Annotated in this window: 15 protein-coding genes and 1 tRNA gene (1 of these 16 only partly in view); 8 read left to right on the top strand and 8 right to left on the bottom strand. The window is 75.2% G+C overall.

Features of this window, described 5'->3' with window-relative positions:
• Positions 1-18: 18 nt before the first annotated feature.
• The 3 genes from NRK68_RS16075 (at position 19) to NRK68_RS16065 (ending at position 2,834) form a co-directional block, all read left to right on the top strand.
• Positions 19-92, top strand: a tRNA-Met gene (locus tag NRK68_RS16075).
• A 282-nt stretch (positions 93-374) separates the two neighbouring features.
• Positions 375-1,514 (top strand): PP2C family protein-serine/threonine phosphatase, encoded by a 1,140-nt coding sequence (locus NRK68_RS16070; RefSeq protein WP_373023563.1) that lies wholly within the window; start codon positions 375-377, stop codon positions 1,512-1,514.
• Positions 1,515-1,814: 300 nt separating this feature from the next.
• Positions 1,815-2,834 carry a M23 family metallopeptidase gene (locus NRK68_RS16065; protein ID WP_183069728.1) on the top strand — a complete coding sequence of 340 codons (1,020 nt, stop codon included), beginning with the start codon at positions 1,815-1,817 and terminating at the stop codon, positions 2,832-2,834.
• Here NRK68_RS16065 and NRK68_RS16060 read toward each other — a convergent pair.
• From NRK68_RS16060 to NRK68_RS16045, 4 genes are all read right to left on the bottom strand, one after another.
• The gene (locus NRK68_RS16060) at positions 2,743-4,161 is read right to left on the bottom strand and encodes a PrsW family intramembrane metalloprotease (RefSeq protein WP_183069727.1); all 1,419 of its coding nucleotides are present in this window, start codon (positions 4,159-4,161) and stop codon (positions 2,743-2,745) included. The genes NRK68_RS16065 and NRK68_RS16060 overlap by 92 nt on opposite strands.
• A 43-nt stretch (positions 4,162-4,204) precedes the next feature.
• Positions 4,205-5,044: a tRNA (guanosine(46)-N7)-methyltransferase TrmB gene (gene trmB / locus NRK68_RS16055; RefSeq protein WP_373023562.1), complete on the bottom strand. Its 840-nt coding sequence runs from the start codon at positions 5,042-5,044 to the stop codon at positions 4,205-4,207.
• 130 nt (positions 5,045-5,174) lie between these two features.
• A complete protein-coding gene (lhgD, locus tag NRK68_RS16050) occupies positions 5,175-6,407 on the bottom strand; it encodes an L-2-hydroxyglutarate dehydrogenase (protein ID WP_257856064.1) in 1,233 nt (410 codons plus the stop codon).
• 29 nt (positions 6,408-6,436) lie between these two features.
• Positions 6,437-8,167 carry an NsdA family TPR-like regulatory protein gene (locus NRK68_RS16045; RefSeq protein ID WP_257856063.1) on the bottom strand — a complete coding sequence of 577 codons (1,731 nt, stop codon included), beginning with the start codon at positions 8,165-8,167 and terminating at the stop codon, positions 6,437-6,439.
• Between the two features lie 639 nt (positions 8,168-8,806).
• On the opposite strand from NRK68_RS16045, the gene NRK68_RS16040 reads away from it, so the two are divergent.
• Positions 8,807-11,032 (top strand): asparagine synthase-related protein, encoded by a 2,226-nt coding sequence (locus NRK68_RS16040; RefSeq protein ID WP_257856062.1) that lies wholly within the window; start codon positions 8,807-8,809, stop codon positions 11,030-11,032.
• Positions 11,033-11,077: 45 nt separating this feature from the next.
• On the opposite strand, the gene NRK68_RS16035 is transcribed toward NRK68_RS16040, so the two are convergent.
• Positions 11,078-12,385, bottom strand: coding sequence for an MFS transporter (locus NRK68_RS16035; protein WP_257856061.1), 1,308 nt, complete (start codon positions 12,383-12,385; stop codon positions 11,078-11,080).
• 151 nt (positions 12,386-12,536) lie between these two features.
• Here NRK68_RS16035 and NRK68_RS16030 point away from each other — a divergent pair, with 151 nt between their 5' ends.
• Both NRK68_RS16030 and NRK68_RS16025 read left to right on the top strand, forming a co-directional pair.
• On the top strand, positions 12,537-13,043 hold the full coding sequence (locus NRK68_RS16030; RefSeq protein WP_183069722.1) for a MarR family winged helix-turn-helix transcriptional regulator: 507 nt from the start codon (positions 12,537-12,539) through the stop codon (positions 13,041-13,043).
• 41 nt (positions 13,044-13,084) lie between these two features.
• Positions 13,085-16,768: an AfsR/SARP family transcriptional regulator gene (locus NRK68_RS16025; protein ID WP_257856060.1), complete on the top strand. Its 3,684-nt coding sequence runs from the start codon at positions 13,085-13,087 to the stop codon at positions 16,766-16,768.
• 31 nt (positions 16,769-16,799) lie between these two features.
• On the opposite strand, the gene NRK68_RS16020 is transcribed toward NRK68_RS16025, so the two are convergent.
• Both NRK68_RS16020 and NRK68_RS16015 read right to left on the bottom strand, forming a co-directional pair.
• Positions 16,800-18,848, bottom strand: coding sequence for a sigma-70 family RNA polymerase sigma factor (locus NRK68_RS16020; protein ID WP_183069720.1), 2,049 nt, complete (start codon positions 18,846-18,848; stop codon positions 16,800-16,802).
• Between the two features lie 349 nt (positions 18,849-19,197).
• Positions 19,198-19,974 carry a TetR/AcrR family transcriptional regulator gene (locus NRK68_RS16015; protein ID WP_183069719.1) on the bottom strand — a complete coding sequence of 259 codons (777 nt, stop codon included), beginning with the start codon at positions 19,972-19,974 and terminating at the stop codon, positions 19,198-19,200.
• A gap of 333 nt (positions 19,975-20,307) precedes the next feature.
• On the opposite strand from NRK68_RS16015, the gene NRK68_RS16010 reads away from it, so the two are divergent.
• On the top strand, positions 20,308-21,738 hold the full coding sequence (locus NRK68_RS16010; protein WP_257856059.1) for an NAD(P)/FAD-dependent oxidoreductase: 1,431 nt from the start codon (positions 20,308-20,310) through the stop codon (positions 21,736-21,738).
• A 135-nt stretch (positions 21,739-21,873) separates the two neighbouring features.
• The gene (locus NRK68_RS16005; RefSeq protein ID WP_183069745.1) at positions 21,874-23,697 is read left to right on the top strand and encodes an ATP-binding SpoIIE family protein phosphatase; all 1,824 of its coding nucleotides are present in this window, start codon (positions 21,874-21,876) and stop codon (positions 23,695-23,697) included.
• A gap of 99 nt (positions 23,698-23,796) precedes the next feature.
• Here NRK68_RS16005 and NRK68_RS16000 read toward each other — a convergent pair whose 3' ends face one another.
• Positions 23,797-24,564, bottom strand: partial view of an MFS transporter gene (locus NRK68_RS16000; protein WP_257857865.1) — the 3' portion only. Its footprint extends 516 nt past the window's final position; the window shows 768 of its 1,284 coding nt (coding positions 517-1,284); its start codon lies beyond the right edge, outside the window — the gene reads right to left on this strand; the stop codon is at positions 23,797-23,799.

Below are 24,564 nucleotides of genomic sequence, written 5' to 3'. Positions count from 1 at the left end.
TAGAGTTGGGTTCACCGACGCGGGGTGGAGCAGCTCGGTAGCTCGCTGGGCTCATAACCCAGAGGTCGCAGGTTCAAATCCTGTCCCCGCTACTGAAGACGAAGGCCCGGTTCCCTTGGGAACCGGGCCTTCGTCGTGTTCCCCGCCCTTCCGGCCCGCGGCCGCGCCCCGCGCACCCTTCCCGCGCCCCCATCCCCCGTACGGCCGCCGCCGGGTCGCCCGCGCCCGCACCCGCGGCCAGCCTTGAGGGGCGCGGCGGCGGGCCCGCACCCGTGACACGGGACCGGGCGGCAGGAGAGTGTGTGGTGGGGCTGGGCCGGAAGGGCAGCGGTGGGCGGCGCAGGGACGGCGGCGGGAGAGGTACGGCCCGACGCGTGCTCCGGGTGATGCCCTGCGTGCTGATCGCCGCCGGTCTGGCCTTCGACCTGCTGACACCGCCCAGTTTCACCGGGTCCCCGTCGTTCTCCGCGGCCCCGCTGGTCGCCGCCCCGCTGTACACGCTGTGGGCCACGGCCCTGACCGGTGTGCTGGCCGTGCTCGCCGTGTTCCTGCTGCACCTCCACCACGGCACCGGCTGGACCGCCCAGGGGCTGACCGAGCTGGCCACCCTGGTGACCGTGGCCGGGCTGGCGCTCCTGATCAACCGCGTGGTGCGGCGCAGCGGTGAGCGGCTGGCCTCCGCGCGGGGAATCGCCGAGGCCGCGCAGCGGGCGGTGCTGCCGAAGCCCGCCGAGCGCGTCGGGGGGTTGCAGGTGTCCGCCTGGTACGAGGCCGCGCAGGCCGACGCCTTCATCGGCGGGGACCTGTACGCGGTACAGGAGACCCCGTACGGGGTGCGCCTGGCGGTGGGCGACGTACGGGGCAAGGGGCTGGGGGCGGTGGAGGCCGTCGCGGTGGTGCTCGGGGCGTTCCGGGAGGCGGCCGAGACCGAGCCGACGCTGGAGGCGGTGGCGCAGCGGCTGGAGCGGGCCCTGGTGCGGGAGGGCGCCCGGCGCGAGGGCCTGGACGCGGTGGAGGGGTTCACGACGTGCGTCCTCGGCGAGATCCCGCCGGAGGAGGGGGTGCTGCGGCTGCTCAACCGGGGCCACCCCGAGCCGTTGCTGCTGTACGGGGACGGGGAGCTCGCGGTACTCGCCCCGGCCGAGCCGGCCCTGCCGCTCGGCATGGGCGAACTGGGCGGGCGGCCGGGACGGGTCCAGCAGTGGGCCTTCCCGGCGGGAGCCACCCTGCTGCTCTACACGGACGGGCTGACGGAGGCCCGCGACGGGTCGGGAGCCTTCTACGATCCGGCGGACCGGCTGCGCGGCCGGATCCTGCCCGGCCCCCAGGCCCTGCTCGGCGCGGTGAGCAGCGACGTACGGCGGCACACGGGCGGGGCGGCGACGGACGACATGGCGCTGCTCGCGGTGGGCCGGCCCGGGCGGCGCCGGCCCGAGCGGAGCCAGGCGGAGCGGCGGAGACCGGAACGGCGCCGGACGGTGCCGGTGGTGAGGCGGGGCGACGAGACGCTGTGACATTGTGACGGTGCGTGAGGGAACAGGCGCTCAGTGCAAGCTGATTGAGAGTCAGTCATGTCGATTGTGTGGCTGAGGAGATGGCTGAATCGCTTGATCTTTGCCCGAGTTGCACCACTTATCGACCGAAAAGGAACGGCCAAAGCAAGCCACAGCGTGGCTCATTGGTGGGAACGATCAAGCGCAACAGCTTGGAATCACTCCCTCACGTCTATTACCTTTCGATAACGCAGCGCGGTCGTCCCGGCCGTCGCAAGAGACGGCACCGTGCGCGTGCGTGTCAATGAGGAGTGTGCCCCGGTGGCCTCCAACTCGCCTGCTCCCGAAGGCATCGAGATCCAGGAGCCGCCCACCGCGGGTGCCTGGGGCGAGTGGAACCCCACCGAGGACTCGGTCCGTCCGGTCCGGGGCAAGCACCGGGTGGCCAAGCAGCGCGGGGGACTTGCCCGCAGCTCCACCGTGCTCGGCGTCGGCGTCATCGCGGCGGTCGGAGCGAGCGGCATCGCCACCGCGCAGGACCGCCCGCAGGTCGCGATATCCATTCCCTCCCTTCCCGACTTGATGCCCGGGGGCGACGGGCGTCAGGACGACGGGGATTCCGGCCGGCAGGCCGCAGCCGCCGCCGGCACGACCGGGATCATCGCCCAGCAGGCCGACCGCGGCGCCGACGCGGGCGAGATCCTGCGCAACCGCATCCTGCAGCAGGCCGAATCGCAGCAGGAGGCCGCCGAGGCGAAGGCCCGTGCGGAGGCCGAGCGCGCCGCGCACGAGGCGGCCGCCCAGGAGGCCAAGGGCAAGCTGGAAGCGGCCCGTCAGGCGGCCGAGGACGCCAAGGCCGCGGCCGAGGCGAAGGCCGCGGAGGAGGCCGAGGCCGCCCGGAAGGCCGCCGAGGCCAAGGCGGCGCAGGAGCGCGCCGCAGCGGCGGGCAGCTGGTCCCTGCCCACCTCCGCCTACACCCTCACCTCGCACTACGGGGTCGCCGGCTCCATGTGGTCCTCCGGCCACCACACCGGCCTCGACTTCGCGGCCCCGACCGGCACCCCCGCCAAGGCGGTCGGAGCGGGGAAGATCACCTCGGCCGGCTGGTCCGGGGCGTACGGCTACCGGATCGTCCTGGAGCTGGAGGACGGTACGGAGGTCTGGTACTGCCACCTCTCCTCGATGTCGGTGACCTCCGGTGCGGTCGGCGCCGGCGACACCATCGGCAGGGTCGGCGCCACCGGGAACGTCACCGGACCCCATCTCCACCTGGAAGTACGCAAGGGCGGATCGACGGTGGACCCGCTGGCGTGGCTGGAGTCCAAGGGCCTGAACGTCTGAGGAACGGTTCCTCCCGTCGCGGTTCCGCCTGCCGCGGTTCGTCCTGTCGCGGTTCCTCCCGTCGTGGCGCCGGCACGGCCGCCGGGTCCGCCACCGCCACCGCCACCGTGACCCGGCCCGCCGGGTCCGGTGCCTGGGTCCGGGGCGGCAGCAGCTCCTCCAGCACAGCCGCCCGCGCCAGCGCGGGTCCCGCCGTCGCGCGCCGCTGCCACAGCCGGTGCAGCAACTCCTTCTCCCGGCGCGCGAAGTCCGCCTTCAGCGGCGGTCCCCCGCGGCGGGCCCGGTTCCGCAGCAGTGCCAGGGCGGCCGCGTCCGCCTCGTACCGTGCGACCGTGCGTCCGGCGGCCCGGCCCCCGCTGCGCCGCGCCAGGGCGCGGGCCAGCGACCTGGCCGGCACCGAGGCCAGGGCGGGCACCTCGGCGGGAGTCAGCCAGCCCGCGGCCGCGTAGAGCGCCAGCTCATCGGCGACGGCCCGCAGCCTGCGGTGCCGCAGCCGCACCGCCAGCCACCCCAGCAGCCCGAACGCCGGGACCATCACGCAGGCGTAGACGATGTAGAAACCGTGGTCCCCGAACTGCGAGGAGCCGTTCCACAGGGCGTGCATGCCCATGGCCGCCGCCAGGCCGAGCAGGGGCAGACAGATCCGGTACGAGCGGCGGACACTGACTGCGGCCGCGCCGGCTCCGAGCCCGGTGAGCACCGTGAACAGCGGGTGCGCGAACGGCGACAGCACGACCCGTACGAAGAAGGTCGCCGCGGTCACCGAGTCCAGCACGCCGGTACCGTCGGCGAGGTCCTGAACGAACGCGTTGCCGAGGTAGAGGATGTTCTCGGTGAAGGCGAAGCCGGTCGCGGTGAAGCCCGCCACCACGAAACCGTCGGCGGGGCCGGTGAAATGCCGTCTCTGGAACGCGAACACCAGCAGCAGGGCGGCCGCCTTGGCGCTCTCCTCCACCACCGGGGCGATCGCGACCGAGCCGAGCCGGTCCGCACCCGAGGGGTCGGCGGTGGCCGCGGCTATCCACTCGGTGGCGAAGTTGTTGGCCAGTATGGCGATCAGCGCGGCGGTGCAGGCGCCCCAGCCGAAGCAGAACAGCAGCTGGGGCCATGGCGCGGGCGCGGCCCGGCCCAGCCACCGGAAGGCCGCCATGAGGGGCGCCACCGGCAGCAGGGCCAGGCCGAGGCCGACGAAGAAGCCCGGGGTGCCGGTCTGCTCCCGTACGAGCTCCAGGATGGCGATGCCGGTGGCGGCGAGCAGGACGAGGAGCACGCACGTGCGGACCGTGCCGGACGGACGGGTGAACACAGGGCGAAGCGCTCGGAACACATGATGACCCTAGCGATCCGCTCCGACACGGGCGGTGACGTTGTCAGTTCTCGGTGCGACGGAAGAGCAAGTCGTGTACGACGTGCCCCTTGTCGAGGCCCTGTCCCTCGAAGCGGGTGAGCGGCCGGAAGTCGGGCCGCGGGGCGTAGCCGCCGTCCGCCTGCGTGTTCTCGAAGTCGGGGTGCGCCGTGAGGACTTCGAGCATCTGCTCGGCGTACGGCTCCCAGTCGGTCGCGCAGTGCAGTACGGCCCCGGGCGCCAGCCGGGTGGCGGCCAGGGTGAGGAACTCGGGCTGGATCAGCCGGCGCTTGTGGTGGCGGGCCTTGGGCCACGGGTCCGGGAAGTACACGCGGATCCCGGCGAGCGAGCCGGGCGCCAGCATCTCGCGGAGCAGGATGATCGCGTCGCCGTTGGCGACGCGCACGTTGCTGAGCCCGCCCCGCTCGGCGAGGGCGAGGAGATTGCCCTGTCCGGGGGTGTGCACGTCGGCGGCGAGGACGCCGGTGGCCGGGTCCGCGGCGGCCATCTGCGCGGTGGCCTCACCCATGCCGAAGCCGATCTCCAGGACGACCGGGAGGCCGCCGAACAGGGCCTCGAGGTCGATGACCGAGTGGCCGTCGATGTCCAGGCCCCAGGTGCCCCAGAGCCGCTTGAGGGCCTCGCCCTGGCCGGTGGTGACCCGGCTGCGCCGGGGCTGGAAGCTCCGGATCCGCCGCTCGTGGTGCGAGCCGGCCGGGTCCGGCGCGGGGCCGTCGGGGAAGCGGGGCTCGGTGCGCCACTTCGGGGGCACGTACGAGTTCGCCTCCGGCGCGGCGTCGGCGGAGTAGTCGGCGACGGGGGCGTCCGGGACGGCGGGCGGCGTGGGGTTCAGGGACTCAGACACAATGCGCTGATTCTACGACGGGGCGATGGGCCCTGCCGGGCGCCGACCCCCACGGGGTGAGGGCGGCGCCGGTCGCTTCCAGGCCCGCCGGCGTCCGAGGCGCGGGGTGCGGGGCGGAGCCCCGCACCGGTCAGGCCGGGCCGAGGGCGCGCAGGACTCGGGTGGCGATTTCGCGGCCGATGGGGAGGGAGGCCGTCGCCGCCGGGGAGGGGGCGTTGAGGACGTGGACCGTGCGCGGGGCGTCGCGGATCAGGAAGTCGTCCACCAGGGTGCCGTCGCGCAGGACGGCCTGCGCGCGGACCCCGGCCGCGGCGGGCCGCAGGTCCGCCGCGGTGGCGGCCGGCAGGAGGCGGCGTACCGCCCGGGTGAAGGCCTGCTTCGACAGCGAGCGGTGGATCTCGCCCGTGCCGTACCGCCAGTGCCGGGAGGCCATCCGCCAGGCGCCCGGCCAGGCGAGCTCGTCCGCGAGGTCCCGCGGGCGCACCGTCGACCAGTCGTACCCCTCGCGGGCCAGCGCGGGCACGGCATTGGGGCCGACGTGGACGCCGCCGCCGATGCCGCGGGTGAGGTGCACCCCGAGGAAGGGGAACGCCGGGTCGGGCACCGGGTAGACCAGCCCGCGGACCAGGTCCGGGCGGGCCAGGTCGTAGTACTCCCCGCGGAAGGGGATGATCCGCATGCCCGGCTCGTCTCCGGCCAGGCGGGCGATCCGGTCGCAGTGCAGGCCCGCGCAGTTCACCAGCATCCGGGCCCGGAACACCAGCCCCGCCGTGGTGCGTACGGCCACCGCCGACGCGCGGCGCGAGATCAGGTCCACCTCGGCGCCGTAGACGATCTCCGCGCCGGAGGACTCCGCGAGCTGGGCGCTCACCCGGCCGTAGTCCACGATGCCCGTGCTGCCGACGTGGATCGCGGCCAGCCCCTGGACCTGCGGTTCGTACTCCGTGATCTGGGCCGGGCCCAGCTCGCGCACCGGGATGCCGTTCTCCCGGCCGCGCTGGACCAGGGCGTGCAGCCGGGGCAGCTCCTCGCGCTCGGTGGCGACGATCAGCTTCCCCGTCACCTCGTGCGGGATCCCGTGCTCCGCGCAGAACTTCACCATCTCGGCGGCGCCGCCCACCGCGAAGCGTGCCTTCAGCGAGCCCGGGCGGTAGTAGATCCCGCTGTGGATCACCCCGCTGTTGCGGCCCGTCTGGTGCCGGGCCGGGCCCGACTCCTTCTCCAGGACGATCACCCTCGTACCCGGAGCCAGGCGCGACAAGGCGTGCGCCGTCGACAGGCCGACGATTCCGCCGCCGATCACCAGCACATCGCAGTCCACGCCACCGCCCACGCCGATACCTCCCACCCCTGCATACTGCACCCCCGCACCGACAACGAGGCCACGCGGGTCTACGCCGGAGCCACCAGGAGGGGCCGGGCCCGCTCGCGCAGCTCCGCGACGCGCGGTTCGTCCCCGTAGGGTTCCAGGCGGTGCAGCAGGTCCCGTACGTATTCGGTCGTGCGCGCCGAGGAGATCCGGCCCGCCACCTCCACCGCCCGGGTGCCCGCCGCGCACGCCGCGTCCAGATTGCCCGACTCCAGCTCCGCGACCGCGCTGACGACCAGCCGCAGCCCGTGGGACCGCACGTACTCCTCCGTGGGCCGCGACAGCGCCTGCTCGGTGAAGCGCCGCACCTGCCGCGGGAGTTTGAGGTCCCGGTAGCATTCCGCCGCATCCGCCGCGAACCGGTCGTACGAGTAGAAACCGAGCCAGGTCGGATCCGGATCACCCTCACGGGACCGCTCCAGCCAGCCCTCCGCGGCCCGCAGTGCCGCCCCCGCGGCGGCCGAATCGCCCGCCTTCGCGTGCGCCCGGGCCTCGACCAGCCGGAAGAAGCTCATCGTGCGCGCCGTGGCCAGGCCGCGGTTGCGCTCGACGGCCGCCTGCGCGAGGTCCACGCCCTCGTCGGGGAAGTCCCGGTAGGTCGCCTGCAGGGACATCGAGGCCAGCACGTAGCCCCCGAGCGGGACGTCCGCGGCCGCGCGGGCCAGGCGCAGTGCCTGGATGTAGTAGCGCTGGGCGGCCTCCTGCTGGCCGGTGTCGAAGGCCATCCATCCGGCCAGCCTGGTCAGTTCGGCCGTCGCGCCGAAGAGGGCGCGGCCCACCTCGTCGCTGTACGAGCCGAGCAGCAGCGGCGCCGCGTCCACCCGCAGGCACTCGGGGACCATCGACGAACGCCAGTCGCCGCCGCCGTACTTGGAGTCCCAGCGGCGGGCGTCCTCGGCGGCCTCGCGCAGCTTGGTCACATCGCTGTGGCCCACGCGCTGCACGTGTTCGCGCGGCGTTTCGGGTCCGTGCTGCGCGGGCACAACGGTGGTCGGCGGGCCTGTCGGCGCGCCGGCCGGTGCCGACATCGGGCCCGTCGCGGGCCCGGTCGTACGGCCCTCCGGGGAGGCCCCGGGAGCCGGCGCGGGCGCGCCGTGCGAAGGCGTGCCGTGCGTCGCCGGTGCCCCGGGCGGCGTCGACTGCTGTGACGGGAGGTCGCGCGCCGGTGTGTCCGGAGCCTGAGCCCCGGTGCCGGGAGGGGAGGGGGCCGCAGTCGTGGACCGCTGATGCGCCGGTCCTGCCGTACTCGCGGGACCCGCCGTACCCGCCGGACCCGCCGGTTCCCGTGCCACCGAACTGTCGGCGGGAGATATCAGCCACCGCGAGGCGGGCGTCGCGTACGCCGCCACGGAGAACGAGCCCGCGAGCGACTGCCAGATCCCGCCACCGCCCCGCCGGCCGGCGAGGTCGAGCCGGTAGAGGTCGGTGGCCGAGCGCACGGCCGCGCCGACGTCGCGCGGGAAGGCCAGCCCCACCTCGGGCGCGGGGTCCGCGTCCGCCAGGCCGATCTCGTGGAGCGGCACCGGCCGCCCCAGCTTCGCGCCGATGGCGGCGGCGATCAGGTGCGGGGCGGCGCCCTGCGGCACCATCCCCTTCGACACCCACCGGGCCACCGACGTCTTGTCGTACCGAAGCGTCAGGCCGCGCTGCGCGCCGAGGTCGTTGACCCGCCGGGCCAGCCCGGCGTTGCTGATGCCGGCGAGGGCGAGGACGGCGCCGAGCTTCTCGTTGGGCTCGCGGAGCTCCCTGGACATGCGCCACCCCTCGTCACACGCGGAACGCATACAACGCATACGCCGCCGGGGCATAGGCGCCCGGCATTTCGTAAACCCAGCGTAGTTCCCCGCCTCCCAAGCGTTAAGGCCCTTACTTCCGTATGGCGGGATTGTTGTCCGTTTGCGCGGTCCGGTCCGGCGCCGGTGGCGGGGGCGCACGTCCCGTCGCGTGCTCCGCCCGTGTGGCCGTGCGCCCGCCCGTGCGCTCTGGCCGGTCCGGGAGCCCGGCGATTCGATGTGCGGTGCGTGGGTCGGCCCGCTGCCTGGACCGGGTGGGCCGGGGGATGCCGCTGCCTCAATCCCCGCGGGTGGCGGAACGGTCCGGGGGGCGGAATCCGCCTCCCGGACCGCGCCTGCGCGCCGGGCGCCGACACCGCGCGACGGTTCTTCAGACGGCCGAAGAATGGCCGAAAGCGACCTATGGGGCGGTGGGAACGGAACGCCAAATACCGCGTGGCCGGGGCGTGTTCGTTTGCGTGTGCGCCCCCTATAACCCCTCTCGCACGCCTGTCCCGTGGCAGCATGGACCCGAGCCACCGGGGACCGGCCGACCGCGCCCTCAGCGCTGTCCGTGCTGCCCGTGCCCCGGTCATGTGCCCACGGGCTGGGGAGGCGGCGGTGCGCTGGTTGGTGGGGTGGAGCAGTATCGCCGCGAGCTTCGGCACGGCGGGCCGCGTCTCCGGCCAGGGGGCCGGCTACGGACCGGGCGCATACGGACCGGTCGGCCACGGACCGGGCGGATACGGCGGCGACGGCGCGCCCCTGCACGGCGGCATCGCGGACGCCGCCCACGCGGCCGACCCCGGCGCGGACGCGGAACGCACCGTCCACCCCGTCGGCTCCCAGCTGCTCTGGGGCGATCCCGACCCGCTCTGGGCCGTCGGAGACTGGCGCCCCGACGAGATCCGCACGGTCACCGCCGACCCGGCCGACCCCTTCACCCGGCTCGCCGTCCTCGGCTGCTGCGGCGCCACCGACGCCGAGCTGCGCCGGGCCCTCTACGCGGCCCGCGGCGGCGCGCTGCGCCACCTCACCCAGTGGTCCGGCAGCTACACGGCCGTCGTGCAGGCCGGCCGCCGCATCACCGTCGTCGGAGACCTCGCGGGCGCCCGGCCCGTCTTCTACACCCCCTGGGCGAGCGGCACCGCGTACGCCACCGCCGCCCTCCCGCTCGCCGACCTCATCGAGGCGCAGCTCGACATCGGCCATCTCGCCGCCCTGCTGGCCTGTCCGGACAGCCCCGAGGCGCTGGGTGACGGCACCCCGTACGCGGGGGTCCGCCGCATCCCGCCCGGGCACGCCCTCATCCTGCGCGAGGGCTCCCGCGAGATCACCGGCTACGAGCAGGTCGCCTCGCTCGCGGTGGCGGCGCCCGAGGCCGACGCCGACCGCGCGGTGGAGGGCGTACGCGAAGCTTTGGTCGACGCGGTGCGCGCCCGGCTCACGGCACCGCGGCATGCTCCCGACACCCTGCCACCGTACGATCCCGGCCCCGTGCCCGGCATGGGCCCGGCCGACCGGCGCGCGGCCCGCGGCGCCCCGGCCCCCGGGGTGGGCGCCGATCTGTCCGGCGGCAGCGCCTCCGCGACGCTCGCCCTGCTGGCGGCCGGACTGCCGGGAGCGCCCGGCAGCCTCACCAGCCCCGCCGGGGCCCGGCTGCTCGCCGTCACCTTCAACGACCTGGCCACCCCGCAGGGGCGCGAGGACGAACTGGAACGCGCCCGGGCCGTCGCCGCCGACCCCCGCCTGCATCACGTCGTGGTCGCCGCCGCGGCCGAGGCCCTCCCGTACACCGACCTCGACGGCCCGCTCACCGACGAACCGGGCCCGTCGCTGGTCTTCGCCGCCCGCGAGCGCCGCAGACTCGCCGCCGGAGCCGCCGACCACTTCACCGGCCACGGCGCCCGGCAGGTCCTCGACGCCCACCCGGCCCGTATGGCGGACCTCCTGATGGACCGGCGCCGACGCCACCTGCTGCGCCCGGTGGCGGCGCTGGCCCGGTCCGCCTCCGCCTCCGGAGCGGCCGGGGAGTCCCTGCTGGTGCCGCTCACCGTGTACTCGGCGGCCCGCCGGCTCGCCCGTACGACGTACCGCGCGGGGATGGAGGCCGCCGCGGCCCGGCTCCGCGAGGGCGGGGTCACCGCGAGTGCCTCCGGTCCGGTGGACGCCTCCCTCGCCGCCCTGACCTGGTCCCGGCCGGGTCCGGCCGCGGGCTGGCTCACGGGGGAGGCGCTGGCGGAAGTATCCGTCCGGCTCACGGCCGCGGCCGGGCGGCCCCCGCTGTCGCTGCGGCCGGGAGAGGCCCGCGCGCGTTCCGTGCTGGCCCGCCAGGCCGCCGACCACCGGGTCTTCGAGCAGGCGGTGGAGGTCCGCAGCCAGCGCCTGCACGCCCCCTTCCTCGACAACCAGGTCGTACGGGCCGCGCGGGCCCTGCCCGAGTCCCTGCGCGTGCAGCCGGGCGCCCGGGCGGAGATCCTGCGCAGCGTCCTGTACTCGGCCGGGGTGCGTGAGCTCCCGCCCGGCTGGGGCGCCACCGCGCACACGCCGAACGAGACGGCGACCAGGCTGGGGCTGCGGGCCGCTCTGGGTGAGCTGCTCGACCTCTTCGCCGCCCCGCTGCTCGCGGACGCCGGCCTGATCGAGGCCCGGGTCGTGCGGCAGGCGCTGCTCGACGCGGCCGACGGCCGCCCGGTCCCGCTGGACGGGCTCGCGGAACTCGTCTCGATGGAGCTGTGGCTGCGCCGGCTGCTGGCGCGGCGCGGCACCTGCTGGACGGGTACGTCCGCGGCCCGGCGCAGGGCGGTGCCCGAGGGCGTCCCCGTGCACCGCCCGGCGCTGTCCTGACCGTGGCGGTGCGTGCGGGGGCCGAGGTACGGGTGGTGGCGGGGGTCAGGCGCCGAGGACCAGGGCGGTCGCGATGGCGGGGCCGAAGGCGCCGCCCAGCTGGTAGCAGAGGGTGAACAGGCCGATGGCCGTGGGGCGCTGAGGGTCGGGGACGCTCGACGCGGCCTGCATGGACAGCACCGCGTTGGCGCCGGTCGCGCCGAACACGCCGCCGAGGGTGGCCATCAGGAGCAGCGGGCCCCAGCTCGCGAACACCGCGAGCACGGCGGCCAGGGTGCCGGTCGCGACCAGCACCGTGCGCACGGCCGTCCGTCCCATGCGCGCCGAGCCGGCCGCCAGCAGCCAGGACAGCGCGGATCCGGTGAGCAGCGCCACGAGCTGACCGGTCCCGGCCGCGGTGACGTCCCAGCCCGCGCGGTCGCCGAGCAGCCGCGGTACGGCGAACAGCAGCGTGAAGTACGAGGTCGACAGCGCGAGCGCCAGCAGCGCCGAGCCGACGAAGAGCGGGCTGCGGACCAGGGCGGCAGGGACGAAGCCGTCGGGCCGGCGCCGTACGTGGAGCGCGAGGAGCGCGGCGGCGACGACCGCGGAGCCGAGGGCGACGGCCGGTGCGTGCGGGAGCAGGACCAGGGCGGTGGCCAGCACGGTCAGCAGCGCGGCGCCGCGTGCGTCGAACCGGCCCTGCGGGGCGGCGGTGGCGGCCGGGGCCGTTGCGTACCTGCTCACCGCGGGTACGGCCAGCAGCGAGACGAGCGACACCGAGAGTGAGAGCCGCCACGACACGGTGTGGGAGAGCTGCGCGCCGAGCAGGGGGCCGGACGCGCCGAGCATGCCGAAGCCGGCGCTGATGACGCCCATACGGCGGGCCGAGCCGGCCAGGCTCATCGCGGCCGCCACCAGGCCGGCGCCGCCCGCGGCCTGCGCGGCCCGGCCGAGGAGGGTCGCGGGGAGCCAGGGGGACGCGGCGACGAGGAGCGTGCCGCCGAGGAGGAGGGCGGTGGACAGCCGGAGTACGGGGGCGAGGCCGAGGCGGCGGAGCAGCCCGGCGAGCAGGGGGATCGAGACGGCCATGGCCCAGGCGAAGGCGGCGACGAGCCAGGCGGCGGTCGAGGTGCCCACCCCGAGGGAGGCGGCCATGTCCGGGAGGATCAGCACGGGGGCGTTGGCGGCGGCGGCCACGGGGGTGGCGAGCAGGGCCAGCCACAGCACGGGGACGGGGGCGCGGCCGGGGGCCGGGCCGGGCGCCTCCGCCGGGGTGGCGGCGGTGGTGGTTTTCGTGGCGGCCGTGGCGGCCGTGGTGGTCGTGGTGTCAGGGGTGGCGGTCGTGGTGCCAGGGGTGGCGGTCGTGGTCATGGTGGCGCCCGCTCCGATCCATCTCAAGGTTCAGAATCTCAACGTTGAGATAAAATCAGAGCAGTCCTCTCAACGTCAAGTGTCTCAACGTTGAGATATTCTGCGGATGAACGGAGCGGGCGAGCACGCCGGCGGAAGAGGGAGCGGCAGCATGAGCGACGCGGTGGACGCGATCATCGACCAGTGGACGCAGGAGCGCCCCGACCTGGTGCCGGGCCTGTGGCCGGTCGAACTCCTGGCCCGCATCCAGCGGATGAACCGGATCCTCGACAAGCACCTCAAGGCCTTCGCGGCCGAACGCGACCTGGAGGTGGGCGAGGTCGACATCCTCTTCACCCTCCGCCGCAGCGGCCCCCCGTACGCGCTCACCGCCGGCGCCCTCATCCCGGCCGCCATGGTGACCTCCGGCGCGATCACCAACCGCATCGACCGCATGGAGGCCAAGGGGCTGGTCGAACGGGTGCGGGACGGCCAGGACCGCCGCACCGTCCGGATCCGGCTGACCGAGCAGAGCATCGCGCTCACCGAGTCGCTGTTCGAGGACCACCTGCGCCAGTACGCCGAACTGCTCGCCCCGCTGGACCCGGCCACCTGCGCCACCGTCGCCGAAGCCCTGCGCACCCTTCTGGAAGCCGGCGGCGACACCTCGATCACCTGAGGGCCGACGCCATCCACCGTGCGTCCGGGCAGAATTGACGGGTGCGGTACCTCATCCTCGGCGTCACCGAGGCACGCGACGAGACCGGCGCCCCCGTCCCGATAGGCGGCGCCCGGCTGCGCGCGCTCCTTGCCGCCCTCGCCCTGCGCGCCGGCCGTCCGGCCCCCGTCGCCGAACTCGTCGACGACGTCTGGGGCGACGCCCCGCCCCTGGACGCCCCCGCAGCCCTCCAGGCCCTCGTCGCCCGCCTCCGCCGCGCCCTCGGCGGCCGGGACACCGTCCACTCGGCCCCCACCGGCGGCTACCGCCTCACCGCCGACCGCGACGACGTCGACCTCCACCGCTTCACCCGCCTGGTCGCCCGGGGCGACCGGGAACTGGCCGAGGACCCCGCTGCCGCCGCCCGCACCCTGCGCACGGCCCTCTCCCTCTGGCGCGGCCCCGCCCTGGCAGACCTGGCGGAACCGGGCCGCACCGCGCACGCCACCGCGCCCGAGGCACGCCGCGCCGTCGCCCTGCGCCGACGCATCGAGGCGGACCTGCTCAGCGGCACCACCGCCCCGGCCCTGCTGCTGCCCGAGATCGAGGCACTGGTCCACGAGAGCCCGTACGACGAACCGCTGCGGGCCCAGCAGCTGCGCGCCCTGCGCGCCGCCGGCCGTCCCGCCGACGCCCTCGCCGCGTACGAGCGCACGCGCCGCACCCTGGCCGACGCCCTCGGCACCGACCCCGGCCCCGAACTCACCGCCCTCCACACGGAACTGCTCCGCCCGCACCCACCCCAGCCCCCACCGACCCCGCAGCCCTCACCGGCCTCGGCGTACCCTCAGACCGCACCGGCCCCGCAGCCCTCACCGGCCTCGCAGCCCCCGGCGTACCCCGAGGCCCCGCCGCCCGCGCCGGCCCCGCAGCCCCCGGCGTACCCGCCGCCCGTGCCGACCTCGGCGTACCCCGAGGCCCCGCAGCCCCCGGCGTACCCGCAGCCCGCACCGGCCCAGCAGCCCTCACCGGCCTCGGCGTACTCGCAGCCCGCACTGGCCCCGCAGCCCTCGGCGTACTCGCCGCCCGCGCCGGCCCCGCAGCCCCCGGCGTACCCGCCGCCCGCGCCGACCTCGGCGTACCCCGAGGCCTCGCAGCCCGTGCCGGCCTCGGCGCCCCCGGCGCATCCGCAGCCCGCAGCGACCGCGGCGCCTGCGCCCATTGCGCCGACCGTGGCGTACCCGCAGCTCCCGCTGTCGGTGGCGTCCCCACAGGCCGCCGGGAATCCGTCCGCCCGGCCGGAGGCGCTGCGCGGGAACCTCCGGCCCCGGCTGAACTCCTTCGTCGGCCGCGAGCCCGAGCTGGCCGCCCTCCACGACGACCTCGCCCACCTCCGCCTCGTCACCCTCACCGGCCCCGGCGGTTCCGGCAAGACCCGCCTCGCCGAACACGCCGCCGCGGCCCACCCCGAGCCCGGCTGGCTCGTCGAACTCGCCCGCCTCGACCACCCCGCCGCCGTCCCCGGCGCCGTCCTCAGTGCCCTCGGCCTGCGCGAGAACACCCTCGTCGCCCGCGAGACCCCGGCCCCGACGGCCGCCGCCGACACCACCACCCGCCTCGTCGAGCACTGCGCGCACCGCAGCCTGCTGCTCGTGCTCGACAACTGCGAGCACGTCGTCGAGGCCGCCGCCGAGCTCGCCGAACACCTCCTCACCCACTGCCCCGGCGTACGGGTCCTCGCCACCAGCCGCGAGCCCCTCGGGATCCCGGGTGAGACCGTCCGCCCCGTCGAACCGCTGCCGCCCGACCCCGCCCACCGGCTCTTCGCCGACCGTGGGGCGGCGGCCCGTGCCGGTTTCACCGTGGACGAGGACCCGGCCGCCGCGGCCGAGATCTGCGCCCGCCTCGACGGGCTGCCACTGGCCATCGAGCTGGCCGCGGCGCGGCTGCGGCTGCTGACCCCGCGGCAGATCGCGGACCGGCTCGACGACCGGTTCCGGCTGCTGACCAGCGGCGCCCGTACCGTGCTGCCGCGCCAGCAGACCCTGCGGGCCGTCGTGGACTGGTCCTGGGAGCTCCTCGACGAGGCCGAGCGGACCGTGCTGCGCCGCCTGTCCGTCTTCGCGGGCGGCTGCGACCTCGCCGCCGCCGAAGCCGTCTGCGGCGACGGGACCGGCCCCGACGTCGCCGACACCCTCGGCTCCCTCGTCGACAAGTCCCTCGTCCTGGCCGAACCGTACGAGGACCACGGCATGCGCTACCGCATGCTCGAAACCATCCACGAGTACGCCGCCGAACGCGCCGCGGCCCACCCCGACGACGCCCGCGCCACCGCCCGCCGCCACATCGCCCACTTCCTCGCCTTCGCCGAGCGGGCCGAACCCCTGATCCGCTCCGCCGCCCAGCTCCCCTGGATCCGGCTCGTCGAGACCGAGCTCGACAACCTCCGCGCCGCCCTCCACACCACGACCGTCGACGAGGGCGACGCCGAAACCGCGCAGCGCCTGGCCTTCGCCCTCGGCTGGTTCTGGTGGCTGCGCAACTACCGCGGTGAGGGGGCCGAGTGGACCACCCGGATCCTCGCCCTCACCCCCGTCCCGCCGCCCGAGGGCACGCCCGCGTACTGGCGGTACATGCGTCTGCAGGTCTTCGACATGTTCCTGCTCGCCGAGAGCAACTCCGCCGAGAGGTTCCGCACCCCCGAGTACCGCGACCTCGCCGTGCGCGTCAAGGAGACGTTCCGGCACGGCTCCCCCGAGACCACGCTCTTCCCCGGAATCCTCTGGCCCGCCGTGTCCTTCCTCACCGGCGACGTCCTCGAATTCCACACCGACCTCGACCGGTCCGTCGAGAACTGCCGCCGCCACGCGGGCGCATGGGAACTGGGCGTCGTCCTCATGCTGCGCACCCACGTCGCCATCGACATCACCGGAGGCCTGCCCACCGTCGACTCCGACCTCGCCGAACTCCACGCGATCGCCCAGCGCGTAGGCGACCGCTGGACGCGCGCCCAGGTCGCGAGCGCCACCGGGGAGATCGCCCTCTCACGCGGCCGGTACGCCGAGGCCCGCACCGAGTTCGAGGAGTGCCTGCGCCTCGCCCGCGAGGTCGGGGCCCATGTCGAGGCGCCCTTCGCCATCGCCCGGATCGCGGAGGTCGCCTACAGCGCGGGCGACCTCGACGACGCCGAACGGCTCCTGGCCGAGGCCGACGAGGAGGCCGACCAGCACGGAGGCGTGTACGACGTCAGCGCCTACGCACGGCTGCTCGCGGCCCTGCTCGCCCTCCAGCGGGGCGATGCCGAGCGGGCCCGGGCCGAGTGTGAGCTCGCCCGCGTCCAGACCGAACGGATCACCGTGCCGGCCCAGCTCACCGCCGGGCTGGACACGGTCGACGCCGTCCTCACCGCACGCGAACAGGGCCCGGAGGCCGCACTGGCCCTGATCGGGCCCGCCCTGGGCGCCGCCGTCGAGGGGCGGTGCGCCGAGCGCGTGCTGGCCGGCATCGCCGAGGCGGCGGCCCGGTTCCTGGCCGACGCCGACCGCCCCGCCGAGGCCGTACGGGTCCTCGCGGCGGCCACCGCCTGGCGGGCGGGCCTGCCCCGCTCGGCCCCCGAGGCAACCGTCGTGGACGGCCTCCCGGAACGCACCCGCGCGCTGCTCGGCCCCGACCGCTGGGCGCCCGAGGAGGCCGCGGGCGCCCTGCTCACCCCGGCCGAGGTCGTCACGGCCCTCACCGGCGGCTGAGACCCCCCACCGGCCTATCAGCGGCCGTCCGTCACCGGCAGCCGATCACCGCGTCGGCCCAGCTCGCCAGCGTCGGCAGGTTGCCCGGACCGGCCCGTTCCACCACCAGCCGCAACGACGAGCGCCCGGCGACGGAGACCTGGACGGCGGCCGGCGGATCATCGTGCCCGAGGACGCCGGACTGCCACAGCCGCTGCCCGTCGGCGTACACGGAGAACCGCACCGACCTGTCGGTGAACAGCGACAGGTCGTCCACCCCGGCCCACGCCGAGAAGGTGGTGCACTGCCGGTTGAGGGCGATCTCCACCGAGGAACGCGAGTGCACGGTGATCCCCTGCGAGAAGCGCCGGTCGCCCACCGACAGCCCCCAGCGCTGCCACACCCAGCCGCTGCGCGACGTCTGCAGCTCCGGTCCGCTGTGGTCGCCCTGCGCCGAGCGCGGCAGAGCGGCCAGCCGGAACGACTGCGGCGGCTTCGGAGCGGGAGACGGCGTCGTCGGCTCCGGCGAGGGCGTACTCGGGGACGGCGCCGGCGCGGGCTTCTCCCGGCCGGGGGACGGCGACGGGGACACCGGGGGCGCCGGCGCCTCCGGGGACGGTGAGGCCGAGGCCGAGGCCGAGGGCGACGGCGTCGGCTTCGGCGACGGCGGTACGGAGGCACGCGCGGGCGGCGGCTCCTCCCCGGCCGGGCTCGGCTCCGCCGACGGCGAGGGCGCGGCGGGTGCCTTCGGCACGGCCGGAGCGGTCACGCTCGGCGCGGGCTTCACCCGGGCCTGCGGCTCGGGATCGTCCCCGGACAGCGCGAACACCACCCCGGCGGCCGCGGCCACCGCGATTCCGGCGGCGATGCCCGCCTTGACCGGCAGCCCGATCCCCTCGGAGACCAGAACACCCCCGGCCGCGGACCCGGAACCACCGGCCCCGGCCCCGCCGGCGGCACCCCCGGCCGCGGCGGTACTCCCCGCAGCCCCGACCCCGGCCGTACCGGCGACACCGGCACCGGCGCCGGCCCCGCCTCCGGCGGTCGACCCGCCCGCGGCGGCGGCCGCGGCACCGGCCCCGCCCGCGGCGAGCGCCCCGCCGGCCACCACCCCGGCGGCCTTGGCCGCGTACGAGGCGGCGAACCAGCCGATGACCGCCACCGGAAGCAGCGCGGGAATGCCCGCATTGACATCTTTGAGCTCCCCGGCGGCCAGCCGGCACTTGACGCACTGCTCCAGGTGCCCCCGCAGGCCCCGCTCCGCCCGCATCCGCAGGCCGCCGCGCGCGTAGGCGCCCAGCCGGTCCGCGTACCGCGCGCAGTCGCCGCCCTCACTCAGCGCCGAACTCACATGGGCCTGCAGGTAGGCCTGCTTGAGCCCCTCGCGGGCCCGACTGGCCAGCACAGCCGTCGCGTTGGCGCTCAGCCCGAACAGCGGCGCGATCGTACTCGGCGACTCGTCCTCGACGGTGGTGTGCCACAGCACGGCCTGCCACCGCTCGGGCAGGCTCCGGAAGGCCTGCATGGCCAGCGACTGCTCCGCCACCCGCATCGCCCGCACGTCCGCGCCGAGTTCGAGGGTGTCGTCCCCCGACAGCCCCGACATCCCGCCGCGGCTCTCGGTGCGCGTGGCCGCCTGCTCCGCGAAGACCGCGAAGTCCTCGACGAGATGCTCCCGCTTCGCGGTCCTGGCCCAGGCCGCCGCGACCCTGCGCACGGTCGTCAGCAGATAGGCCCGCACCGACTGGTCCGGCCCGGCACCGCCCCGTACCGCCTGCAGGGTCCGCGCGAACACCTCGGCGGTCAGGTCGTCGGCGGTGTGCCCGTCCCGGCAGCAGGACCGCGCGTAGCGCCGTACGGCGTCGGCGTGACGGCGGAACAGCTCCGCGTACGCGCCGTCGTCGCCGCCCCGCATGCGGGCGATCAAGTCCCCGTCGGACGGCGGCAGCTCGCCCCCGGCGCCGCCCGGGACGGAGGAGCGCGAGGAACGTGCACGGCGCCCGCCCGGTTCGCGCTGCGCCGGCACCTGCCCGGCAGGCAGGCCCACCTCGGTATCGCCCCCGGCGCCACCGGGTGACTCTTCACGCCCGTCAATGCTCATAGCGGAAGCTCCCGCACGACACGCTCCACCGGTACACCGAGCAAGCGTGTCACATGGCGGACACGCCTCGGACCCCTCCGCGCACCATCCACCCGTCCGGGCAGGTTTGCGCGCATGCCCGAGCAGGCTCCGACCGCGCCAACGGAGCTCCGCCGCCCCGGTGTCGAAGCCGAACCCCTGCCGACCCGCCACCGGACCCGCGCCGGCCCGCTACCGCACCAGCCGGCTACCGGCACCCGCACCAGCCCGCCACCGGACCCGCGCCGGCCCGCTACCGCACCAGCCCGCTACCGGCGCCCGCGCCGGTCCGGTGCCGGCCCGTCACCGGGCCCGCACCGGACCGCCCGGATCACACCGTCCGCGAACGCAGCCCCTCCAGCAGGATGTCGAGCAGCCGGGTCGAAGCCGCCGCCTGCTGTGCCGGGTCGGGCAGCGCGGGCGCCGCCGTCGCTATCACCAGCAGCACATCGGCCACCGTGACATCGGCACGCAGCTCGCCCGCCTCCCGCGCCCGGTGCACCAGCCGGCCGACGACCTCCAGCAGCGCACCCGCACCCGCGTCGTCCGAAGGCTCGTCCTCGGCCGCGCCCCGCGCCCCGCCCACGACCCGCAGGCCGGGAGCCCCGGCGGCCTCGGCCGCCTGGCGCTGGTACGGAACCCGTGCCTCCTCCGCCTCCTCGGCCGCCTCCTCAGCGGCCCCGCCGACGCGCAGCACCTGCGGCGGCAGCAGCCGCCCGGCGCCCGACGCCACGGAGGTGCGCAGGAAGCGCGACAGCGCCTGCCACGGCTCCTCCTCCTGCCCCAGCGCGGTCCTGGCCTGCTCGGTCAGCCGAGTGGTCTCCTCCTCGGCTATCCGCCGGACCAGGACGTCCTTGCTCGGGAAACGCCGGTACACGGTGCCGACACCGACCCGGGCACGGCGTGCCACGTCCTCCATCGGAGCCCCGTAGCCCAGCTCGCCGAAGACCTCGCGGGCAGCACGCAGCACGTGCTCCAGGTTGCGCTGGGCGTCGACGCGCAGCGGCGTGGACCTGCCCACACCGTGTGTGGTCGCGCCGGTCATGGCGCGGCCGTTGCTCTCGACCGAGAGCGCGGTCGCAGAACCATGGAAATCGGAAATGTTCATATGTATCCCCCGGTAATCATTTGTCTCCCCCCGGAGACACTCCCCGCCTTCACGCCGAGGGGGGCCACGGTCTCAGGCCCGGTCCTCGACGAGATACGAACATAGTTGAGCCAGAGTCAATTCAGAAGAGGCAGCCCCGGACGGACCACCGCCCGATCGGAGCATTCACTCCCACTTTTCCCTCCCCCACCCTCGGAACCTCCCTCTCCGCCCGCCCTGACCTGCGAACTTCCGCCGCCCCCGACGGTCCTCTTCCGCCCCGTCCCAGGGCCACCACCGGTCACACAATGTGCCGGGCCTGTGGACAAACTCCCGGCCACGTTGCGTCATGGGATGGTGAAGGCTGCTAACCCCCGGGGCACGGCCCCCGGTACCCCGCCCCGCACGCGCATCCTGATCGTCGGCGGCGGCTACGTCGGCATGTATACGGCGCTCCGGCTCCAGCGAAAGCTGAGAGCGGGAGAAGCCGAGGTCACGGTGGTCACGCCCGAGCCGTACATGACGTACCAGCCCTTCCTTCCGGAAGCGGCCGCGGGCGCGATCTCACCGCGCCACGTCGTGGTCCCCCTGCGCCGCGTCCTCGGCAACTGCCGCATCGTCATCGGCCAGGCCACGAGCATCGACCACGCCAAGCGGACCGCGACCGTCAACACGCTCGCCACCGCCGACGAGGGCACCGGCCCCGTCGAGATGGAGTACGACGAACTCGTCCTCGCCCCCGGCTCCGTCTCCCGCACCCTGCCCGTGCCCGGCCTCGCCGACTACGGCATCGGCTTCAAGACCGTCGAAGAGGCCATCGGCCTGCGCAACCACGTCATCGAGCAGATGGACATCGCCTCCTCCACCCGCGATCCCGCCCTCCGCGACGCCGCCCTCACCTTCGTCTTCGTGGGCGGCGGCTTCGCGGGCGTCGAAGCCCTCGGCGAGCTGGAGGACATGGCCCGCTACGCTGCGCGGTACTACCACAACATCAAGCCCGAGGACATGAAGTGGGTCCTCGTCGAGGCCAGCGACCGCATCCTCCCCGAGGTCGGCCTCGAGATGGGCGTCTACACGGTCCGCGAACTGCGCAGCCGCAACATCGACGTCCGGCTGGAGACCCGGCTCGAATCGTGCGAGGACCGCGTCGTCGTCCTCAGCGACGGCGCCCGCTTCCCCACCCGCACCATCGTCTGGACCGCCGGCGTCAAGCCTCACCCCGTCCTCGCCGCGACCGACCTCCCCAGGAACGAGCGCGGCCGCCTCGTCTGCACCTCGTTCCTCACCGTCGAGGGCGTCGAGCACGCCTGGGCCGCGGGCGACGCCGCCGCCGTCCCCGACATCACCGCCCCGCCGGACGCCGAGGGCCCCCGCCGCGAGTGCGCCCCCAACGCCCAGCACGCCGTCCGCCAGGCGAAGGTCCTCGCCGACAACCTCCTCGCCGCCCTGCGGGGCGAGGTCCTGACCGAGTACGCCCACAAGTACGCCGGTTCGGTCGCCTCCCTCGGCCTCCACAAGGGCGTCGCCCACGTCTACGGGCGCAAGCTCAAGCGCTACCCGGCCTGGTTCATGCACCGCGCATACCACCTCAGCCGGGTCCCCAGTTTCAATCGGAAAATGCGCGTACTTGCCGAATGGACCCTCTCCGGCCTCTTCAAGCGTGAGATCGTCTCCCTTGGCTCACTCGAACACCCCAGAGCAGAATTCGAACTGGCCGCCGGCGGCGGCCCCAAGTCCCCTCCCCCGCCCCTCGCTCCCAACCCCCCGCAGAACGGCCAGGGCTGACGTTGTCAGTGCGGTCGGCCACACTGGACGTGTGACCATAGGTGTGCTCACACCTGCACAGAGTGACATCGTCCCGTCAGCGACCGCCCACGAGCGACACAGCGACCACTCGCGACACCACGAGGCTTGAACGCAGTGAACTTCACGCGCTGGAGCGCCCGGTTTCCCGGAACGCAGCGCCGCGCCGCCGCCCGGACCGAACATGCCGCCGCCCAGGCCAAGCGGGGCGAAGGCGCGGTCCCGGCAGCCCGCGGCGGCCGCCCCGACCCCGGAGCGGAGCGGTCCACGCCCGCCGCCGACGGCCACCCCGCCGACCCGACGGTCTCCGGCACCGGCTCCGGCAGCGGACCGGCCCCCGGGACCGCAGCCGCGACCGGGACGGGGACGGGCACCGGCACGGCCCCCGCCCCGCGCACCGGCGTCCTCACCGCCGTGCCCTCCCTCGACGAACTCCCCGTGCGCGAGGTCCTCGGCCGGCTCCCCTCCCTGGTCGCCCTCGTCCACGGCCCCGAGCATCGCGTCGCCTACGTCAACGACGCCTACACCGCGGGCTTCGGCGCCCGGACCCCCGGCGCCCCCGCCCACGAGGCCCTCCCCGAACTCGGCGAGCTCGGCCTCCTCCCGCTCCTCGACCAGGTCCAGCGCAGCGGCAAGTCCCGTACCGCCAAGAACCGCACCGCACCGGGCGGCGGCAGCTCGTACACCGTCACCTGCACACCCGTCGAATTCCCCCGGCCCACCACCGCGCACGAGGCGGACGCCCACCACACCGGCGTCCTGATCCACCTCGCCGACGTCACCGACCACGCCGAGGCCGTCGAGCGCCTCCGCGCCAGCGAACGCCGCCAGCGCGAGGCCGCCGTCACCCTCCAGCGCTCCCTGCTCCCGCAGGAACTGGAACAGCCCGACGACCTGCGCATCGCCGCCACCTACCAGCCCGGCGGCACCGAGGCCGCCGTCGGCGGCGACTGGTACGACGTCATCACCCTCGGCGCCGGCCGCACCGCCCTGGTCATCGGCGACGTCATGGGGCGCGGCGTCCGCGCCGCCGCCGTCATGGGCCAGCTGCGCACCGCGGTCCGCGCCTACGCCCGCCTCGACCTGCCCCCGCACGAGGTGCTGCAGCTCCTCGACGGGCTGGCCGCCGAGATCGACGCCAGCCAGATCGCCACCTGCGTGTACGCCGTCCACGACCCCAACGAGGGCCTGCTCGCGTACGCCTCCGCCGGCCACCTGCCGATCCTCGTCCGCGACGAGAACGGCACCGTACGCAGAGCCGCCGACCCCACCGGCCCGCCGCTCGGTACCGGCGGCTGGCTGCACACCTCCGGCACCATCGCGCTCGGCCCCGGCTCCACCGCCGTCCTCTACACCGACGGCCTCGTCGAGCGCCGCGGCGAGGACATCGACGAGGGCGTCGCCGCCCTGGAACGTGCCCTCGCCGGAGCCCAGGGCACCCCGTCCGTCATCTGCGACCGCCTCATGCGCGCCCTCGGGGTGGACGCCGACCACGACGACGACGTCGCCGTGATGGTGCTCCAGCAGCCCGCCCGCGCCGGCGCCGACGCCGAGCTCTTCCACAACGCCGCCCTGGAACTCCTCGGCGGCATCGAGGCGGCCCCGCGCGCCCGGGCCTTCGCCCAGGGCGTCCTCGCCTCCTGGCGCTTCCCCGTCGAGCTCTGCGACCTCGGGGTCCTCGCGGCGAGCGAGCTCGTGGCGAACTCCCTCCAGCACGGCACCCCGCCCATGCGCCTGCGACTGCGCCGCACCGACCGCCGGCTGATCATCGAGGTCACCGACGGCGACGACCACCTGCCACGCCGTCGCCGCGCCGAACCGGCCGACGAGACCGGCCGCGGCATCTCCATCGTCGCCACCATCGCCTCCGCCTGGGGCTCCCGCCGCACCCCGGGCGGCGGCAAGGCCGTCTGGTGCGAGTTCGCCCTGCCGGACAAGTAGCCGCAGCAGCCGGACACGCGCAAGGCCCCGGTCCACGAGGACCGGGGCCTTGCCCACCTGTACATATCTACGTACCTACGTACCTTCGTGCCGACGCGGCTAGGCGTGCACGGGCTCCTTCACCACGACGGCCGGCCCGCCCTGCGCGACGATCCTGCTCGCCAGCACCGGGTTGTCCTGCATCGGCGTGAGGCCCTTGCCGAGCCTCAGCGCCAGACCGGCGATCCCGAGCGACACCAGCACGAAGACCGCGATGTACAGCATCGGCGCGCCCGCACCGAGCGGCACCCCGAGCGGCCCCAGCGCCAACGCCATCTGCTTGACCAGCGCGAAGGCCGAGTTGTACTGGCCCACCGAGCCCTCGGGCGCCAGATCGGCGACCAGCGGGGCCAGGGTCGGCGACAGCATGGCCTCGCCGATGCCGAAGAGCGCGTACGTGGTGATGAACGCGGCGGCGGCCATCACCGCGCTGCCGTGGCCCAGGCCCGAGAACCCGGCGATCAGCCACGCCCCGGTCCAGATCAGCCCGACGAGCGCGATCACCCGCGACCGGCGGCGCTTCTCGACCAGCTTGAGCACGACGAACTGCGCGAGGACGATCGCACCGGTGTTGGCGGCGAGCGCGAAACCGAGCGTGGAGGGGGAGATCCCGGCGGCCTCGGTACCGAAGGCGGCCAGACCCGACTCGAACTGCCCGTAGCAGGCGAAGAACACCACGAAGCCCAGCACGCACAGCTGCACCATGGCCTTGTGCCGCAGCAGCCGCTTCCAGCCGCCGGCACCGCCCTGCGCCGGGTCCTTGGGCACGGCGTCCTTGATGCTCGGCACGTGCGGCAGCCGCACGGTCGCGACGACACCCGCCAGCAC

Origin of the sequence: Streptomyces yangpuensis, assembly GCF_024666385.1 — a bacterium.
GTDB classification, from domain to species: domain Bacteria; phylum Actinomycetota; class Actinomycetes; order Streptomycetales; family Streptomycetaceae; genus Streptomyces; species Streptomyces yangpuensis.
The sequence above is the reverse complement of the archived record's forward strand: the minus strand, read 5'-3'. Positions and strand labels throughout refer to the sequence as shown.